Raw genomic sequence first — 15,784 nt, 5'->3', positions numbered from 1 at the left:
CCGCCGCGGTCAGTACGTGTGGTCCGCGGTGATGTCCGCCGAGAGGCCGAGGGCCTGTTCGGCGGGTCGCCCGCGCAGCGCCAGCAGGGTCTGGGCCAGCGCGTCGACGGCGGCCAGGTGGGCGAGCCGGCTGGCCGTGGTCTCCAGGCCGAAGACCAGGTCCTGCCCGCCCGCGACCAGGGTGTGGGTGGCCGTCTCGGTGAGCGGTGAGCGGGCGTAGCTGGTGAGCGCGACCACGGCCGCCCCGGCCGCCCGGGCCCGGCGCGCGGCGTCGATCACCAGCGGGGTGGCGCCGCCGTGGCTGACCGCGAAGCAGACGCCGCCGGGCGGGAGCTGGGCGGCGGCCAGCTGGGCGGTGAGCGGGTCGGCGGGGGCGTCGACGCGCAGGCCGAGCGCGCGCAGCCGGTAGGCGAGGTCGAGTACCACCGCGCCGGACAGTCCGGAGCCGACCAGTACCACCTGGCCGGCGCCGGCCAGCACCTCGGCGGCCGCCCGCAGGTCGTCGGCGGTGAGCGTGGCGGTGATCCCGTCCAGGGCCGCGCGGGCGGCCCGCAGGGTGTCGGCGAGGGCCCGGGCGGCCGGGTCGCGCGCGTCGTCGGCGGGGGCCGGGGCCGTGGCGGGGGAGTGCCGGGCGGCGGCGATCTTCAGCTCCTGGTAGCCGCGGAAGCCGAGCCGCTGGCAGGCCCGGACCACGGAGGAGGGGGCGGTGCCGGCCAGTGCGGCGACGTCGCTGACGCTCAGGTGCACCAGGCCGGCGCCCCGGTCGAGCACCACCTCGGCCACCCGCGCCTCGGCGCCGCGCAGGTCGCCGAGCCGGGCCCGGATCCGCGCGGCGAGCTGGGACTCCAGGGGCGTCATGTCGGAATGTCCTTCCATGGCGCTAGGGTAGCGTGGAATTCGGTTCCAGGCCGTGCCGGATCGCCGGAAGGCCGTCGGAGGGGAGCTTCGCCATGTCCGAGATCGTGCCGGCCGTGCCGGTGGCCGTGCTCGCCGCGGCCGTGCTGCACGCTGTCTGGAACGGCCTGGCCCACCGGATCGCGGACAAGCTGGTCGGCTTCGCGCTGATCAACCTGACCTACACCGCGTGCGCGCTCGTCCTGGTGCTGCTCAACCCGCTGCCGGCGGCCTCGTCCTGGCCGTACCTGCTGGCCTCGGTCGCCGTCCAGACGACGTCGACGGTCCTGCTGCTACGCGCCTACCAGCTGGGCGACTTCGGGCAGATGTACCCGATCGCGCGCGGCTCGGCGCCGCTGCTGGTGGCCCTGCTGTCGGCCACCGTGCTCGGTCAGCACCCGGGCGCGGGCGAGCTGCTGGGCGTGGTGGTGATCTCCTGCGGCCTGATCGGGCTGGCCTTCGCCAAGGGCGTCCCGGGGCGGGCGCAACTGCCCGCGCTCGGGGCCGCCGCCGGGACGGGCGTGATGATCGCCGTCTACACGGTGCTGGACGGCAGCGGCGTCCGGCACGCCGGGACGGTCGGCGGCTATGTGGCCTGGTTGTTCCTGTTGCAGGGGCCGACGCTCGCGCTGATCGCCTGGGCCCGGCGCGGCCGTTCGCTGCTGACCGGGGTCGGCAAGGTGGTGCCGGTGGGGATCGCGGGAGGCGTGCTCTCGCTGACGGCCTACGGCCTGGTGGTGTGGGCGCAGTCCCGGGGGGACTTGGCGACGATCGCGGCGCTGCGCGAGACGAGCATCGTGATCGCCGCCCTGATCGCCACCGTGGTGTTCCGCGAGCGGCTCGGCCGTCTGCGGCTGAGCGCCAGCCTCACCGTGTTGGCCGGGATAGCCGTCCTGGAGCTGGCCCGGCCGTAGGCCCTGTCCGGCCGATCGCGGGCCGATCCCCCGAGACCGGCCGGACAGGGCCCGGTGGCCGTCAGCCCTTCTCCGGCACGATCACGGTCAGCGCGGTGCTCAGCAGCTCGAAGCCCAGGGACTCGTAGAGCCGGCGGGCCGGGTTGCCGTCGGTGACGGCCAACTGCACCTCGACGAGCCCGCGTTCGGCGGCGTCGGCGAGGGCGCGGCGCAGCAGGTCCGCGCCGAGGCCCCGGTAGCCGAGCTCCGGGTGCCGGAAGACGTCGGCGATCCACGGCAGGCCGCCGCGGTCGGTGAGGACGATCCCGGCCACCACCCGGTCCTGCGCGTCCACGGCGAGCAGGCTGGACGGCAGCACCGGCCCGATGACCTCGCCGGCGAGCAGCGGGGCGATCCGTTCCGCCAACGCCTGCCGGTCGTCGCCCGCGAAGTGGTCCGGGTGCCCCGGGGCGAACGCGGCCCGCCAGGCCTCGAACAGGTCCTCGGGCGCGCGGTCGCAGGGCACGGCCCGCAGGCCGCCGCGCAGCGGGGCCCCGGTCCAGTCGGCGGGCGGCGGGTCGGCGACCAGGTCGCGCCGCATGGCGTGGGCGTGCCGGAGCACGGTGGCGCCGTGCTCCAGCAGGGCGAGGCCGAATTCGGGCGTCCCGGAGACCACCCACCCGGCCATCTCGGTGCGCACGAACTCCACCGGGTCGATGCCGCCGGTCTCGTCCACCACCTCCAGCAGGTCGGCCCAGGGCCGGCCCTCCCGCTCGCCCGGGAGGTAGCGCACCACCGGTACGCCCTCGCCGTTACGCCCGATCATCAAATCCGTCTCGGTCACACCAAGCCCCATTCGTACGGTCGTTCGTCCGCTGTCATGGTCGACGAGAGCGCTCCCGGGGGCAACCGAATTGTCAGGCCACCACCGCGGCGCGGACGCAGAGCACGTCCGGCAGGTGGGAAGTCAGCAACGACCAGCTCTCGCCCTCGTCATGGCTGCCGTAGACGTCGCCGGTCCGGTTGCCGAAGTAGATCCCGGCCGGTTCGGCGTCGTCGGTGCGCAGCGCGTCGCGCAGCACGATGCCGTAGTGGTCGTCGCCGGGCAGGCCGTCGGCGAGCGGCTGCCAGTTGGTGCCGCCGTCGGTGGTGCGGAAGACCCGGCAACGGCGGTCGGGCGGGATGCGGTCGTCCGCGCCGCCGAGCGGGAACAGGTAGGCGGTGTCGCCCCGGCGCGGGTGGGCGGCGACGGCGAAGCCGAACGCGGCGGGCAGTCCGTCGGCGACGGAGCGCCAGCTCGCGCCCCAGTCGTCGCTGCGGTAGACACCGCCGTGGTTCTGCAGGTACAGCCGGTCGGGGTCGACGGGGTCGGGGGCGATCTTGTGCACGCACTGGCCGAACTCGGGGTACTGGCCCTCCTCCGGGAGGAACTCGGCGCGCAGACCGGTGTTGGCGGGCTCCCAGCTGTCGCCGCCGTCCTTGCTGCGGTAGACGCCGCCGGTGGAGACGGCGACCAGCAGCCGCTGCGGGTCGCGGGGGTCGGTGACGACGGTGTGCAGGCCCTGGCCGCCGTAGCCGGCGCCCCAGTCGGTCCGGTGCGGGTGGTTCCAGAGCGACTCGACCAGGCGGAAGGTCTCGCCGCCGTCCTCGGAGCGGAACAGCGCGGCGGGCTCGGTGCCCGCGTAGACGACGCCGGGGGCCTCCGGGCCGGCCGGCTGGAGCTGCCAGACCCTGGTGAGCGAGGCGCCGGTGGCTTCGGGGAAGCGGATCGCCGGCCGCGGCGGCTCGTACCAGGTGGCGCCGAGGTCGTCGGAGCGCCAGACGGAAGGCCCCCAGTGGCTGCTGTCGGCGCCGACCAGCAACCGGGTGCGGCCGTCGCGGCGGTCGATGGAGACGGAGTAGATCGCGTTCATCCGGAAGTGCGGCCCGCTGAACTCCCAGTCCAGCCGGTCGCGGCTGCGGCCGAGAAAGAGGCCCTTCTCGGTTCCGACGGCCAACAGCACTTCGGTCATGCCCCACACCACCTGGTGACGAGTACGGCCCCCCGGGACGGCCCCCGGCGCCCAGTGTCCCGCCGTCCACCGGTGGCCACATCTCGCCGCGCCCGATCACCCGGAAGGCCCGCTCACCAGGAAGGCCCGTGCGTCCGGCTCACCCGTGCGTCCGGCTCACCCGTGCGTCCGGCTCACCCGTGCGTCCGGCTCACCCGCCCGGCTCACCCCCGGCAGCCCTCCAGCAGCCGCAGCCACACCTCGCTGATCGTCGGGTAGGAGGGCACGGCGTGCCAGAGCCGGTCGATCGGCACCTCGCCGACCACGGCGACGGTCGCCGAGTGCAGCAGTTCGGCGACCCCGGGGCCGACCAGGCAGGCGCCGACCAGCACCTCGCGGTCCAGGTCGAAGACCACCCGGGCCCGGCCGCGGTAGTGGTCGCCGTACAGCGAGGCCCCGGCGACGGCGCCGAAGTCGTGGTCGACGGCCTTGACCCGCAGACCGGCCCCTTCGGCCGCCGCCAGGGTCAGTCCGACGGCGGCGACCTCCGGATGGGTGAACACGACCTGCGGCGCGCCCGCGCTGTCGGCCGACGCGGCGTGCGCGCCCCAGCGGGAGGTGTCCAGCGCACGCCCCTGGGCGCGGGCCACGATCGCCGCACCCGTGATCCGGGCCTGGTACTTGCCCTGGTGGGTGAGCAGCGCCCGGTGGTTGACGTCCCCGGCGGCGTACAGCCACTCGCCGTCGACGCCGAGCACGGTGCAGCTGTCGTCCACCTCCAGCCAGCCGCCCGGCTTCAGCCCGACCTGCTCCAGCCCGACGTCGGCGGTGCGCGGGGCCCGTCCGGTCGCGTACAGCACCTCGTCCACGGTCAGCCGCTCGCCGCCGCCGAGCGTCAGGACCACCGGCCCGGCGCCGTCCGCCCGCTCCAGCGCGGTGGCCTCCGTCCCGAACCGGAGGTCCACCCCGGCCTCGCGCAGGCCCTCCGCGACCAGCTCGCCCGCGAACGGTTCCATCCGCGGCAGCAGGTGGTCGCCGCGCACCAGCAGCACCACCTCGGAGCCGAGCGCCCGCCAGGCGGTCGCGAGCTCCACCCCGACCACGCCGCCGCCGACCACCGCCAGCCGCCCGGGCACGGCCGGAGCGGCGGTCGCCTCCCGGTTGGTCCACGGGTGGGCCTCCGCCAGCCCCGGCACGCCCGTGGGCAGCACGGGACGGCTGCCGGTGCACACGGCGACGGCGTGCCGGGCGGTGAGCACCCGTTCGGTGCCGTCCTCGGCCTCCACGGTGACGGTCCGCACGCCCGCCAGCCGGCCGTGGCCGCGCACCAGCTCGATGCCGGCGTCCCGCAGCCACTGCACCTGGCCGTCGTCGTTCCAGTGCGAGGTGAAGGAGTCCCGCCGGGCCAGCACCGCGGCCGGGTCCAGCCGCCTGCCGCCGACCGCCTCCCGGGAGCCCGCCACCGCGCGGGCCTCGGCCAGCGCGGCCACCGGGCGCAGCAGCGCCTTGCTCGGCATGCAGGCCCAGTACGAGCACTCGCCGCCGACCAGTTCGGCCTCAACGACGACCGTGCGCAGCCCGGCGGAGGCCGTCCGGTCGGCGACGTTCTCGCCGGTCGGGCCGCCCCCCAGGACGATGACGTCGTACTCCTCGGCGCTGCTGGTCATACCCGGTCCTCCGTGGTGTCGATGGCCACCCCGGCCCGCAGGGCCAGGGTGACGGGCGTGTGGTCGCGGACGTCGAGCAGCCGGGCGCGCCGGGCGTCGGCCGGCGCGCCGGTGAGGGAGACCTTCCGGGAGGTCGGCCCGCGGCTGCCGTTCGTCTCGTACCCGAGCCTGACCCGAACGGCCTCCGGCGGCCACTTCTCGCGCTCCGCGTGCATCCGCAGGGACTCGCCTTCCCGTGGGATCCGGCCCCCGGCCGGACGGGCGCCGGGCCGCGTGCCCGGCGCCGTGCCCATCCTGCGACGCCGGCGGGGCTTCGCGCAGTCGAACCCGCCGACGGGTCCGAGCCGGAGGGCGGGTGGGAGCCGAGGGCGGGTCAGAGCGCCGCGAGCTCGGCCAGCACCGCCGCCGTGTCGGCCGGCCGGGAGAACATCGGCCAGTGCCCGGTGGGCAGTTCGCGCAGCTCCCAGTTCGGCCCGTCGAGCCCGGCGAACCACGGGTGCCCGGCCGTGATCATCGCCTGCACCTGGGCGAGCGGGAAGGAACAGGTCACCAGCGCCTGCGGCAGCGCGGCCGAGGCGCCCGTCAGCCGCAGCCGGTCCCGGTACGCCCCGGCCGGGTGCGGGGTGGCCCGCTCGCGGATCCGGGCGAGCGCGGCCTCGTCCAGGCCCTCCACGTCGGCGCCGTCGGCGGCGAGGTCGGCCCAGGAGGGCATCGGGAGGCGGCCGTCGACCACCGAGGCATCGGCCGCCGCACGGTGGTCGGGCTGCCAGAGGTCGTACAGCGAACCGCCGTCGATCATCGGGCCGCTGTCCAGGTAGACCACCCGGCGGATCCGCTCCGGCATCCGGTCCGCGATACCGCCGGCCGGGGCGCAGGCACCGCTGTGCGCGACCAGCACCACCTCCCAAAGGTCCTCGCGGACCAGCAGGTCGGCCAGCGCGGCGATGTGCTCCGCCAGCCCGATCGGCTCGGCCTCGCCCGCGCGCTCCGCCAGCCCGGGCAGGGTCACGGGGCGGACGGTGTGCCCGGCGGCGCGCAGCGGCGCGGCGACCTCGTCCCAGGCCCAGGCGCCGAGCCAGAAACCGGGGACCAGTACGAACGTGCTCATGGTGGGTCGCTCCTCGCGGTCGGGCGGGATCTCCGTCGCGGACGACTCTAGGACCGACCCCGGCCGGACTTCGTCCGGATTTCCGAGCGGCCGGGCCCGGGGAGCATGACTCCCCGGGCCCTCGGACGAACGGACGCCCGGACGCCCGGGCGCCCGGGCGGGTCAGGCCTGGCCCCCGGCCGCCTGCTCCTGCGCCACCTTGCGCTTCACCTCGGCCATGTCCAGCTTCCTGGCCTGGCCGATCAGGTCCTCGAACACCGACTCCGGCAGCGCACCGGCCTGCGAGAAGACGAGCACGCCCTCACGGATGATCGCCAGCGTGGGGATCGACTGGATCCCGAACGCGGCGGCCAGCTCCACCTGCGCCTCGGTGTCCACCTTGGCGAAGACGAGGTCCGTGTGGCGCTCGGCCGCCTTCTCGTACACCGGGGCGAACTGGCGGCACGGCCCGCACCACCCGGCCCAGAAGTCGATGAGGACGAAGTCCTGGCCCTCCGGACCAGGGACGATGTCGTCGAAGTTCTCCTTGGTCAGCTCGACCGTGCTGCTCATCTCGCGATTCCTTCCCTTCCGGAGGCGGCGCTACCGATCACGTGCTCGCGACAACCGCGCGCCCCGACGGGGTATTCCGCGGCCGCGCGCCGGTGGCCGCCTCTGCCGGCAGCTGCCCGCGCCGGTTCAGCGCCCGGGCGCCACACACCGTGCGGAGCGGAAACCCCACGGGCGGGAGACCTCGTACACCGCCAGCCGCTCGACCCGGGCCGGCCCCTGCACGCCGGGCCAGCGCGGGTTCGGCGTGCCGTCGCCGATCAGGTGCTGCCGTTGCCAGATGCGGTTCCAGCCGACCCGCAGGGCGGGCTCGAAGCTGTGCCACCGTCCGCAGGGGCACGGCTGTCGCACCCAGGCGCAGGTCCGGCAGAGTTCGGCCAGGCCGTGGCCGGTCGAGCGCGACAGCACCGGCTCCTCGTCCCCGCAGGCCGGGCAGCCGGGCAGTTCGGCGCCGTCCAGCAGCGCGTTCTGCCGACGGACGTAGTCGGGCAGCCGCAGCGGCGGGTGGAGGAAGGGGTCCGCCCGCCAGGCCGCGTCCGGTGCGCCCCACCAGGGGCGGTTCCACCACACCGGCTCGGGCGGTTGCCGCCGCCCGGCCCGCTTCTCCGCCCGGCGCCGCGCCGCGTACTCCTGCGCCCCGGCCAGCCACAGGACCCGTGCCTCGTGCAGTTCCTCCACGGCCCGCACCAGCGAGTCCGGGTCGGCCTCCAGCAGCCGGGGCATCCGGGCGCTGAGCGTGAGGTGGTGGTAGGTGGCCCGGAAGCCGTACGGCGCGAAGCAGGTCAGGCAGGTCCGCAGGGCGTTGAACCGGCGGCGCGCCGGCAGCCGCTCGTCGTGCACCCGGGCCCGGTGGGTCAGGAAGCTGGTCACGGCTGCCCCGCGGCGACATCGAGGGCCGACTGTGTGCGCATCACCGGGTGATCATGTCGGACGGCCCGCCCGTCGGGCCAAGGCGTTACCCCGCGTCCGCCGCGATCCGGGCCAGGACCCGGCCGCAGCGCCGGGCGAAGGCCCGTTGCGCGAGCGGCAGCAGCGGCCCCGCCAGCCGGGCGTACCGGGCGACCGGACGGCTGAAGGCGGTCACGCTGAACCAGACCGCCCCGTCCGCCTCCAGTTCGACCAGGAACGTCTCCTCGCCGCGGGCCAGATGGCCGGCCCGGGTGCCGTAGGTGAAGCCGTACCGGTCCGGGCCGTCGACGGTGGCCAGCACCCGGTTGGGGGCGCCGGCCCGGAGCGGGCCGACGCCGATCGCGCAGTGCACGGCGACGCCGGGGGCGGCCCGGTCCGCGTCGGCGTCGATCCGCACGCCGGCCAGCCGGTGCATCCGCCAGCCGAGCAGGGCGGCCCCGGCCACCTCCAGGGCGGGGCGGCCCCGGCCGACGAGCGCCCGGTGGCGCAGGTGGCGGTACCCGCCGGGCAGGTGGCCGGTGGCGCTGGCGCCCTGCTCCGGGTAGCTGAGGTCGGTCATCGGTGGTCCTCCGCGGTGGTGATCCGGCGCCAGGCGAGCAGCGAGCAGAGCGCGAAGCCGAGCGCGTTGCCGACGCCGTGGGTGGCGGCCATCCAGGCCAGGGTGGGGTGGGGGAGCCCGGACGCCTGGCCGAGGGCCCACCACAGGGCGAGCAGCATGGTGAGGGCGAGGACGGCCGAGGAGGCGGTGAGCAGCCGGGCGGTGACCGGGTCGGCGGCGCGCGGCCGCAGGTCGCGCCAGGTGACCAGGCCGACCAGCCACATCCCGGTGGTGAGCACGCTGGCCCCGGCGAACTGGACCCAGGTGCCGAGGAAGTACCCGGCGAGCACCAGCAGCGTCCCGGCCGGCACGCTGAGCGCGGCGCAGCGGGCGGCGCCGGAACCCGCCGGGGTGCTGCGGCAGACCAGCCCGGCGACGAGGGCGGCGGTGAATCCGGCGTAGTGGAAGTGCGGGACGGTCAGCGCCAGGACGTGTGGTTCGAAGTCGAACAGCGGGTAGCCGGAGCGCTCGGCGACCAGGGCGGTGCCGGCCACCGCCGGGGCGGCGAGCGCGGTGAGGACGGCGAGTTCGGCGGGCGCGAGCGAGCGGGTCCGGCGCAGCCGCAGCGGTGCGTGGAGGGCGACGGCCAGGGTGCCGAGCGCGTAGAGGGCGGCGCTGCCGGTGGCGAGGCCGCCGCGCGGGAGCCAGAGCGAGAGCGCGCCGGGGACGGCGGCGAGCGGCCAGAGCCGGCGGACGCGGGCGAGGCCGGGTTCGCCGATCAGGGCGAGGCCGAGCGGGACGACGGCGCCCATACCGAGCAGGACCAGCAGGTTCACCAGCTCCGTCGTGCCCTTGCCCATGCCGGAAGCGCCTCCTTGAACGCGTTCAAATCTTGGTCGTCGACGACTCTACGCCGCAGAGTTGAACGCGTTCAACTCGCCCCCGGTCCGCCTGCCCTGGTGTTCACGGTGGGTGCGGCGCACTCTGGAGGAGTAACCGATGGAGGTGATCCGCCATGCAGACTCTGGTCGGTTGGCACATCGAGATGGAGTTCCGCGAGGACGGCCCGCGCACGACCGCCGCGGCCATGCTGCGGCTGCGCGACGGCAGGGAACTACGGGCCCACGGCTACAGCAGCCGCCACCCCTCGGACCCGGAACAGCTGCGGGTCGGCGAGGAGATCGCGGGGGCCAGAGCCCTCAACGACCTGGCCTCGCAGCTGCTCACCAAGGCCCACGGCGAGATCCAGGAGGTCAGCCCGGTCCCGACCCACCCGTTGACGTGAGCGCCCCGCACCCGGACGGCGGCCACGCCGGCGGCCGGGAGCACCGTCCGCGCATCCCGCTGATCTGCCCGCGCTGCGGGCACGAACAGCAGGTCGTGCCCGGCGGCCCCGACCGGGCGGTCAGGGTCGTGCACGTGGCGACGGGCCGGGAGGCGTGCGAACCCGGGGACCTGGCGAAGGCGCCGGACGACGGGCCCTGACAGCGCTCCCCGGCAGCGCGAACGCTTCACCACGCGAACGGCGCCGGGGGCCGGGCCGGTCCGTGCCCGGTCCTGCCCCCGGCGCCATCAGGTGGCCCGACGGGGTCAGTTGACGCAGTACGTCGTCGGCAGCTGCCACTCGGGCCCGACCAGCCGCTGCTCCAGCTCGTTGAGCGTGATCCGGATGCCGACCGTCCCGGCCAGTCCGACCCGGAACCGGCTGCGGGCCAGGGCGATCAGCGCCGTCAGGCCGTACTTGTTGATCAGCGAGGTGCGGTAGCGGGCGGTGTCGTCCGGGTCGCAGAGCCGTGCGCGGGCCGGCACCGGCCGCCCGGTCGGGCGCCCGTGGGAGTCGCACGGGCCGACCAGCACCCGGGGGTGGCGCCGGATCCGTTCGGCCTCGCCGGAGTGGGCCGGGGTCCAGACGCCGAGCGCCGTGCCGTCGGGCACCACCCAGATCTGCGAGTCCTGGCGGGTGCCGTCCTCGCCGAAGGTGGTGAGCAGGAGGTATCTGTTGTCGGCGAGCTGGTCGGATCGGTCGTGCATCTGTCCTCCCTCTGGCGTGGGGACCGGGGTCGTGGGTCAGTGCCCGTGGCCCTCGGTGATCTCGCGGTACTCCTCGGCGGTGGGCTTGACGATCCGGGCGTGTTCGCCGTGGAATCCGCGGGACAGCCGGGCGCGGGTGCGGGTGAGCACGTCCGCGCTCCGGGCGACTCCATTCTCGTCGACGGGGGCCGGCAGTTCGAGGGGGCGGGGCTGCTCGTGTGCGGTGAGCCGGTGCAGTTCGGCGGGCGCGAGCCCGGCGTGCACCTCGGTGAACTCGCCGTGCGGCAGGCGCTTGACGACGCCGGTCTCGCGTCCGTGCAGCACCTTGTCGCGGTCGCGGCGCTGGAGGCCGAGGCACCAGCGCTTGGTGATGACGAAGACGGCCACCGGGACGGCGAAGAAGCCGATCCGCACCGCGTAGGTGATGGTGTCGAGCGACAGGTGCAGATGGGTGGCGATGAGGTCGTTGCCGCCGCCGGCCAGCATCGCCAGGTAGAGGCTGATCCAGGCGGCGCCGAGCGCGGTGCGGACGGGCGCGTTGCGCGGCCGGTCCAGCAGGTGGTGTTCACGCTTGTCGTCGGTCACCCAGCTCTCGATGAACGGGTGGACCGCGATCGCGCCGAGGATCACCGGGAACAGCGTGAACGGGATCAGCACGCCGAGGTTGAGGGTGTGCCCCCAGAGCCCGACCTCCCAGCCGGGCATCACCCGGATCAGGCCCTCGGCGAAGCCCATGTACCAGTCGGGCTGGGCGTCGGTGGAGACCTGGTCGGGGCGGTACGGGCCGTACGCCCAGATCGGGTTGATGGTGGCGACGGCGGACATCAGCGCGACGATGCCGAAGACCAGGAAGAAGAACCCGCCGGCCTTGGCCAGGTAGACCGGCATCAGCGGCATGCCGACGACGTTCTTCTCGGTCCTCCCGGGCCCGGCCCACTGGGTGTGCTTGTGGTGGAAGACCAGGATCAGGTGCGCCACCAGCAGGCCGAGCATGATGCCGGGCACGAGCAGCACGTGGACGGTGAAGAACCGCGGGATGATGTCGTGCCCGGGGAACTCGCCGCCGAACAGGAACATCTGGAGGTAGGTGCCGACCAGCGGGATGGCCAGCAGCACGCCCTCGATGAACCGGATGCCGGTGCCGGAGAGCAGGTCGTCCGGGAGCGAGTAGCCGAAGAAGCCGTCCAGCATGCCGAGGAAGAGCAGCAGGAAGCCGAAGACCCAGTTGACCTCGCGCGGCTTGCGGAACGCGCCGGTGAAGAAGACCCGCATCATGTGCACGAACATGGCCGCGACGAAGACCACGGCGGCCCAGTGGTGGATCTGCCGGATCAGCAGCCCGCCGCGGACCTCGAAGCTGATGTCCACCGTCGAGGCGTAGGCCTGCGACATGGGCACGCCCTTGAGCGGCACGTACGAGCCGTCGTAGATCACCTCGCCCATGGAGGGCTTGAAGAACAGGGTCAGCCAGACGCCGGTCAGGATGATGATCAGGAAGGTGTACAGGCAGATCTCGCCCAGCATGAAGGACCAGTGGTCCGGGAAGATCTTGCGCAGGTTGGCCCTGGCCAGGGTGTGGATCCCCAGCCGGCCGTCCGCCCAGTCGACGGCCCGCCGCCCCCGTCCTGGGTTCTGATTCCGGGTCATGTGCACGCACCTCGGTCGGAAGGAAGTGGGGATAGTTCCCCGCTTCTCGCTGGGGCCACCATAATCGGGGAGCGGTCCCCACTTCTACCCGGGGTCGCTGTGATCCAGACCCCGAATGGCCGACCCCGGAACCGTCGACCCCGGAACCGTCGACCCCGGAACCGTCGACCCCGGAACCGTCGACCCGGAACGGCGAGCGGCCCGCCCGGAGCCCCAGGAAGGGGACACCGGACGGGCCGCGTACGCACCCGAGCAACCCGCAGGCGTCAGTGCACCAGCACCGGCACCTCGTCGTTCTTCGCCGCACCGGCACCCGACGCCGACGCCGCGTCCGGGCGACCGGCGTTCACGAGGGTGAAGGCGATCGCGGAGGCCGCCACCAGGATCCCGAAGGACACCCAGATCGCGGTCGTGAAGCCGTGCACCATGCCCTGGAACTGCAGGGTCTGGGCGGCGGCCGGCGACGCGGCCGCCGCGGCGGCCGCGTGCGAGGCCAGCCAACTGGTGGTGGCACTGGCCGCGATGGTGTTCAGCAGCGCGGTGCCGATGGCGCCGCCGACCTGCTGCGAGGTGTTGACCATCGCCGAGGCGACGCCCGCGTCGCGCGGCTGGACGCCGTGCGTGGCCAGGCTCATCGCCGGCATGAACGCGGTGCCCATGCCGAGGCCCATCAGGACCAGGCCGGGCAGGATCAGCATCGGGTAGGAGGTGTCCAGGCCGATGTTGCTCAGCAGCAGCATGCCGATCGAGGCGACCAGGAAGCCGGGGGCCATCAGGAACCGCGCCGGGACGCGGGTCATCAGCCGGGCGCCGATCTGGGTCGAGCCGGTGATCATGCCCGCCACCATCGGCAGGAACGCGACGCCGGTCAGCACCGGGCTGTAGCCGCGCACGAGCTGCAGGTAGTAGGTCAGGAACAGGAACAGGCCGAACATGCCGATCACGGCCAGGCCGAGCGACAGGTACACCCCGCCGCGGTTGCGGTCCAGCACCACGCGCAGCGGCAGCAGCGGGGCCTTGACCCGGCGCTCCACCAGGACGAACGCGGTCAGCAGCACGGCGGCCGCGACGAACAGCGCCAGCGTGCTGGCGGCCGTCCAGCCGCTGGACTCGGCGCGGGTGAAGCCGTACACCAGCGAGACCAGGCCGGTGGTCACCAGCAGCACGCCGGGGACGTCCAGCCGGTTGCGGTTGCGGCCCTCGGCGGGCTCGCGGATCACCAGGACGGCGCCCGCGGCGGCGACGATGGCGAACGGGACGTTGACGAAGAAGGTCCAGCGCCAGTTCATGTACTCGGTCAGCAGGCCGCCGAGGATCAGGCCGATCGCGCCACCGCCACCGGCGATCGCGCCGTAGATACCGAAGGCCTTGGCGCGCTCCTTGGCCTCGGTGAAGGTCACCGCCAGCAGCGACAGCGCGGCCGGGGCGAGCAGTGCGCCGAACACGCCCTGGAGGGCGCGGGCGCCGAGCAGCATCGCGGTGTTGGCCGCGGCGCCGCCGAGCGCGGAGGCGAGGGCGAAGCCGGCCAGGCCGACCACGAAGGTCCGCTTGCGGCCCCAGAGGTCCGCGATCCGGCCGCCGAACAGCAGCAGGCCGCCGAAGGCCAGCGCGTAGGCGGTGATCACCCACTGGCGGTTGCCGTCGGAGATGCCCAGGTCCCGCTGGGCGGACGGAAGGGCGATGTTCACGATGGTGGCGTCCAGGACGACCATCAGCTGGGCGAGGCCGATGAATATCAGCGCCTTCCAGCGCCGAGGATCGGGCAGCGTCGCCGGTCGGGCGTCGGTTTCAGGCATGGGGGTACTCACTTCACGGTGCGTGGCGTGCGACAAGGGTCGACCGCCGTACGGGGACGGCTGGTCGCCGTACGGGGCGTCGGTGCGGGGCGTGCGGGGATCGGCTCCTGGCGGGCCGGTGGTCGGCCTGGTCCGGAGGGCGGGTCGGTCGGTCGGGGTACCGCTGGTGGGTCAGTGGTGGGGTTGGAAGTCCTCGAAGGTTGCGGCCCGGCCGGGCAGCACCGAACGGGCCGGCGTGCGCAGCCCGTCCAGGAACAGCTGCAGGTGCCGGTGGACGAAGTCGTCGAGCAGTTGGCAGGACGTCCCCGGCAGCGGCCGGGTCAGCTGGCTGATCGCGATGAACAGGTCACCGTGGTCGACGTCCGCCCGCAGTTCACCCGCCGCCCGGGCGCGCTCCATCAGACCGCCCACGGCGGCCGTCAGACGCTCGCGGGCCTCGGTGAGGTCCGGGTCGAACGGGTCGACATGGCTGGTGAACATCGGGCAGAGCGCGCCGAGCTTCTCCGCGACGGTCGCGTGCGCGAACCGCTGCAGGGCGTCGAACGGGACGCCGTCAGGGGCGTCCGCCTCGACCGTCGCCGTCTCGGCGAGGGCCAGGATACGGCTCTTGACGAGCAGTGCCACCTCGCGGACCAGCGCCGAGCGGTCCGGGAAGTTCCGGTACAGCGTGGCGTTGCCGACCCCGGCCCGCTTCGCGATCTCGTCCAGCGGCACGTCCGCGCCGTGCTCGACGAAGGCGTCGCGAGCCGCCAGGACGATCCGCTCCCGGTTGCGGGTCGCGTCAGCGCGCAGCTTGGGCGCACGGACGGTCTCCACGGGTCGGACCGGCTCGGTGGCGGCGGTGGTCACGGCGACTGCTCCTTCAGGATACCGGGGAAGTTCTCCCCGCTTCTGTCTACGAAAGACCAAACGGGGATTCCCTCCCCGGAAATTTCGCCTTTCTATGTGACCTGGGTCACATTTACCCGCTCTGGTGTGACCGGGAGGGCCGGGCGGTGGGCGCTATCGTCGGAATCCAGATGGCCCGTGACCACTTGCCGGTGTGTTCGTTGCCCCACAGGGTGCCCAGGCGAAGGAGGAAAGCCCGTGACCGCGATCTCCGACCGCCCGCAGATGCTGCCCGAGGAGTTCGAGGAGTTCGCTCGTCTTCTGGCTCGAACTGCCGAACGCATCCGGCCGGAGCTCATCAACGGGAAGCTGGGGGTCAAGCCCGTGCCAGGCGGCGACCACGGCCGCATGATTCAGTGGCTGCTGCGGATCTGCATTCAGGCTCGGCCTGAGCTCTATCTGCACGATCAGGGGCTGAAGATCCAGGGCTACCGTGGCAGTTTTGCCCGCCCGGACGGCACGTTGGCGCACGCAGACGCCTTCGTCGGCACGGCGGAGTGGGCCGAGACCAGCGACGTGCTGATGGTCGCCGAGGTCACCTCCTACGACTCCGATACCAATCAGCGGGACCGTGTCGAGAAGCCTCGGGCCTATGCGGAGGCCGGCATCCCCGTCTACCTGTTGATCGACCGCGACTCCGCCGAGGTCACCGTCTACAGCCAGCCCGACGGCGTCCGTTACGAGACCGCGCAGATCCTCCCGTTCGGCAAGACCGTCCACCTCCCCGAGCCGGTGGGGATCTCGCTGGACACCGAGCCGCTCAAGAACTGGGTGTGCTGATCCCGGCCATGCCTCCCGGAACGCGCTACGCCCTTCGGCCTAGGCTGTGGGCGTCCCGGGCGGCCGGTGGGCCGTGGGAGTCGGGAGGGGCCC

General features: G+C 73.9%; 17 protein-coding genes and 1 pseudogene. 4 read left to right on the top strand and 14 right to left on the bottom strand.

The genetic code is table 11. The features are described from left to right. Window positions 1-9: 9 nt before the first annotated feature. A complete protein-coding gene (locus AB0O82_RS21905; protein WP_363585649.1) occupies window positions 10-876 on the bottom strand; it encodes a MurR/RpiR family transcriptional regulator in 867 nt (288 codons plus the stop codon). 74 nt (window positions 877-950) lie between these two features. On the opposite strand from AB0O82_RS21905, the gene AB0O82_RS21900 reads away from it, so the two are divergent. Beyond that, the gene (locus AB0O82_RS21900; RefSeq protein WP_363585648.1) at window positions 951-1,808 is read left to right on the top strand and encodes a DMT family transporter; all 858 of its coding nucleotides are present in this window, start codon (window positions 951-953) and stop codon (window positions 1,806-1,808) included. A 61-nt stretch (window positions 1,809-1,869) separates the two neighbouring features. On the opposite strand, the gene AB0O82_RS21895 is transcribed toward AB0O82_RS21900, so the two are convergent. The 9 genes and pseudogenes from AB0O82_RS21895 to AB0O82_RS21855 form a co-directional block, all read right to left on the bottom strand. Then, window positions 1,870-2,631 carry a GNAT family N-acetyltransferase gene (locus AB0O82_RS21895; RefSeq protein ID WP_363585647.1) on the bottom strand — a complete coding sequence of 254 codons (762 nt, stop codon included), beginning with the start codon at window positions 2,629-2,631 and terminating at the stop codon, window positions 1,870-1,872. Between the two features lie 73 nt (window positions 2,632-2,704). Further along, window positions 2,705-3,799 carry an exo-alpha-sialidase gene (locus AB0O82_RS21890; protein ID WP_363585646.1) on the bottom strand — a complete coding sequence of 365 codons (1,095 nt, stop codon included), beginning with the start codon at window positions 3,797-3,799 and terminating at the stop codon, window positions 2,705-2,707. 203 nt (window positions 3,800-4,002) lie between these two features. Then, window positions 4,003-5,445 (bottom strand): NAD(P)/FAD-dependent oxidoreductase, encoded by a 1,443-nt coding sequence (locus tag AB0O82_RS21885; protein WP_363585645.1) that lies wholly within the window; start codon window positions 5,443-5,445, stop codon window positions 4,003-4,005. Next, window positions 5,442-5,660: a hypothetical protein gene (locus tag AB0O82_RS21880; protein ID WP_363585644.1), complete on the bottom strand. Its 219-nt coding sequence runs from the start codon at window positions 5,658-5,660 to the stop codon at window positions 5,442-5,444. The genes AB0O82_RS21885 and AB0O82_RS21880 overlap by 4 nt, the downstream gene beginning before the upstream one ends. Window positions 5,661-5,818: 158 nt before the next feature. Next, window positions 5,819-6,553, bottom strand: a complete 735-nt coding sequence (locus tag AB0O82_RS21875) for an alpha/beta hydrolase (protein WP_363585643.1) — start codon at window positions 6,551-6,553, stop codon at window positions 5,819-5,821. 162 nt (window positions 6,554-6,715) lie between these two features. Next, window positions 6,716-7,117 (bottom strand): annotated as a pseudogene (locus AB0O82_RS21870) (thioredoxin domain-containing protein); the annotation flags it as partial. A gap of 114 nt (window positions 7,118-7,231) precedes the next feature. After that, window positions 7,232-7,972: a hypothetical protein gene (locus AB0O82_RS21865; RefSeq protein ID WP_363585642.1), complete on the bottom strand. Its 741-nt coding sequence runs from the start codon at window positions 7,970-7,972 to the stop codon at window positions 7,232-7,234. A gap of 85 nt (window positions 7,973-8,057) precedes the next feature. After that, entirely contained in the window at window positions 8,058-8,570 is a 513-nt protein-coding gene (locus tag AB0O82_RS21860; RefSeq protein ID WP_363585641.1) for a DUF1990 domain-containing protein, read from the bottom strand. Continuing rightward, window positions 8,567-9,409, bottom strand: coding sequence for a YndJ family protein (locus tag AB0O82_RS21855; protein ID WP_363585640.1), 843 nt, complete (start codon window positions 9,407-9,409; stop codon window positions 8,567-8,569). The genes AB0O82_RS21860 and AB0O82_RS21855 overlap by 4 nt, the downstream gene beginning before the upstream one ends. Before the next feature lie 155 nt (window positions 9,410-9,564). Here AB0O82_RS21855 and AB0O82_RS21850 point away from each other — a divergent pair, with 155 nt between their 5' ends. Next, the gene (locus AB0O82_RS21850; protein ID WP_063346968.1) at window positions 9,565-9,834 is read left to right on the top strand and encodes a DUF1876 domain-containing protein; all 270 of its coding nucleotides are present in this window, start codon (window positions 9,565-9,567) and stop codon (window positions 9,832-9,834) included. Then, window positions 9,831-10,034 carry a hypothetical protein gene (locus AB0O82_RS21845; protein ID WP_363585639.1) on the top strand — a complete coding sequence of 68 codons (204 nt, stop codon included), beginning with the start codon at window positions 9,831-9,833 and terminating at the stop codon, window positions 10,032-10,034. Before AB0O82_RS21850 ends, AB0O82_RS21845 begins: the two co-directional genes overlap by 4 nt. Window positions 10,035-10,139: 105 nt before the next feature. On the opposite strand, the gene AB0O82_RS21840 is transcribed toward AB0O82_RS21845, so the two are convergent. The 4 genes from AB0O82_RS21840 to AB0O82_RS21825 form a co-directional block, all read right to left on the bottom strand. Then, window positions 10,140-10,580: a PPOX class F420-dependent oxidoreductase gene (locus AB0O82_RS21840; RefSeq protein ID WP_363585638.1), complete on the bottom strand. Its 441-nt coding sequence runs from the start codon at window positions 10,578-10,580 to the stop codon at window positions 10,140-10,142. A gap of 36 nt (window positions 10,581-10,616) precedes the next feature. Continuing rightward, the gene (locus AB0O82_RS21835; protein ID WP_363585637.1) at window positions 10,617-12,227 is read right to left on the bottom strand and encodes a cytochrome bc complex cytochrome b subunit; all 1,611 of its coding nucleotides are present in this window, start codon (window positions 12,225-12,227) and stop codon (window positions 10,617-10,619) included. A 266-nt stretch (window positions 12,228-12,493) separates the two neighbouring features. Then, on the bottom strand, window positions 12,494-14,023 hold the full coding sequence (locus AB0O82_RS21830; RefSeq protein ID WP_363585636.1) for an MFS transporter: 1,530 nt from the start codon (window positions 14,021-14,023) through the stop codon (window positions 12,494-12,496). 171 nt (window positions 14,024-14,194) lie between these two features. Beyond that, the gene (locus tag AB0O82_RS21825; protein ID WP_363585635.1) at window positions 14,195-14,872 is read right to left on the bottom strand and encodes a TetR/AcrR family transcriptional regulator; all 678 of its coding nucleotides are present in this window, start codon (window positions 14,870-14,872) and stop codon (window positions 14,195-14,197) included. A 237-nt stretch (window positions 14,873-15,109) separates the two neighbouring features. Here AB0O82_RS21825 and AB0O82_RS21820 point away from each other — a divergent pair, with 237 nt between their 5' ends. Then, the gene (locus AB0O82_RS21820) at window positions 15,110-15,691 is read left to right on the top strand and encodes a Uma2 family endonuclease (protein ID WP_363585634.1); all 582 of its coding nucleotides are present in this window, start codon (window positions 15,110-15,112) and stop codon (window positions 15,689-15,691) included. Window positions 15,692-15,784 lie beyond the last annotated feature (93 nt).

The sequence above is a fragment of the Kitasatospora sp. NPDC088264 genome (genome assembly GCF_040685715.1).
GTDB lineage: Bacteria > Actinomycetota > Actinomycetes > Streptomycetales > Streptomycetaceae > Kitasatospora.
This window is presented reverse-complemented; position numbering and strand designations above follow the sequence as displayed.